1 protein-coding gene is annotated in these 1,444 nt (G+C 58.8%); it reads right to left on the bottom strand.

All coding sequences use genetic code 11. The annotated features are described in order from the left end of the window. Positions 1-291 precede the first annotated feature (291 nt). Positions 292-1,311 (bottom strand): IS110-like element ISBcen5 family transposase, encoded by a 1,020-nt coding sequence (locus tag DFS13_RS39675; protein ID WP_012493617.1) that lies wholly within the window; start codon positions 1,309-1,311, stop codon positions 292-294. Positions 1,312-1,444 lie beyond the last annotated feature (133 nt).

The raw sequence follows: 1,444 nt of genomic DNA, 5'->3' as shown, positions 1-1,444 counted from the left end.
TTCATCGTGATCTATATGAACGCGTCCCGTTTGCAACAGTTTTCGTGTGTTCAGACAGACAGGATGGGCTGCAGCTCTATATCCGGCCTTGTTGCAGCCAGTACTGCCGCTGCGGGCCCCTATGAAATTCGCTGACTCGCGCCTCATTCTCCTGGCGAGCTCGAAGCTCTTACCACGATTCAGGTTTAGCGAGTCCCGGTCCTACCTGGCTTGTCATCACACTCGATTCCTGCGCAACCTTTCGACGTTCACCCAGTGTTAAATGTTGATCTTCAACGTGGCATTCACCGATCAGGCCGGCTTCACGCTCACGTAACCCTTTTGGTACGGCCGGTCATGGGCCAGTACAGCCCAGATCGTCCGTGCCATCTTGTTGGCCAGTGCGACGATCACCACATTCGGCGGTCGCCGCTTCTTCATCTGCTCGATCCACTCACCGGGCTCTTTCGCATGCGTCAGCACGCTTCGTGCCCCGTGAATCAGTAGCGTGCGCAGATACATGTCGCCCCTCTTGCTGATCCCGTGTAAGTTCACCTTACCGCCCGAGCCGGTCTGCTTCGGCACTAACCCGGCCCACGCCGCGAACTCTCGTCCCGAGCTGAACGCCTTCGGGTCGCCCATCATTGCTACCGCTGCGGTGGCCGTCAGCAAACCTACGCCCGGTATCTCGCTAATCGCCTTCACCGCCTTGTCTTCCTTCTTCCATTCGCGCATCCGGCGTTCGATTTCCGCGATCTGCTCGTCGAGCTTTGCCAACCCGTTCCATTGCTCGCGCAACGTATCGATTAGCGCCGCTGGCAAGCGCTCCGCGATTCGGCCAAGCACGGCCGGTATTTCCTTGTCCAGCTTCGCCCGCCCCTTGCTCATTACCTCCCCGTATTCCGTCAGCAAACCTCGCAATCCGTTGACCTGCATCGTGCGGAACTTCACCAACTGCTCGCGCATCCGGTGCAGTGCTACCATCGCCTGCTGCATCTCGGTCTTCACCGCCACCGGCTTGCCGGGTTGCTGTACCGCCAGCCAGATCGCCCGTGCGTCCGCCGCATCGTTCTTGTTGCGGATGTTGAACGCCTTCACGAACTCGGCCGGCATCAGCCTGACCTCGTGACCCATCTGCGTCAATTGCCGCGCCCAATGGTGGGCTCCGCCACACGCTTCCATCCCGATAAGACAGGCCGCGCGGTTCGCGAAGAACTCAAGGAATTTCGCCCGCTTGATTGCCTTATTCACGATCCCGCCGGTTTCCCTATCAACGTAGTGCACTTGGAAAACCTGCTTGGCGACGTCGACTCCTACGGCCATACTGTTCATCGTGGATCCTCCGGTTGCCGGGAAATGCGTGCATTTTCCACTTGGGCACATCGATGCCGTTGGCCCGTGAGGGTCCACCCCTTTTTCTGCTCTCACGTTCACGGGTGGGACGCGTTCATTTCAATTCTCCTGT

The sequence above is a fragment of the Burkholderia sp. 28_3 genome (assembly GCF_003253915.1).
GTDB classification, from domain to species: Bacteria; Pseudomonadota; Gammaproteobacteria; order Burkholderiales; family Burkholderiaceae; genus Burkholderia; species Burkholderia cenocepacia.
Note: the sequence above shows the minus strand (reverse complement) of the source record. Positions and strands in the feature narration are given on the sequence as shown.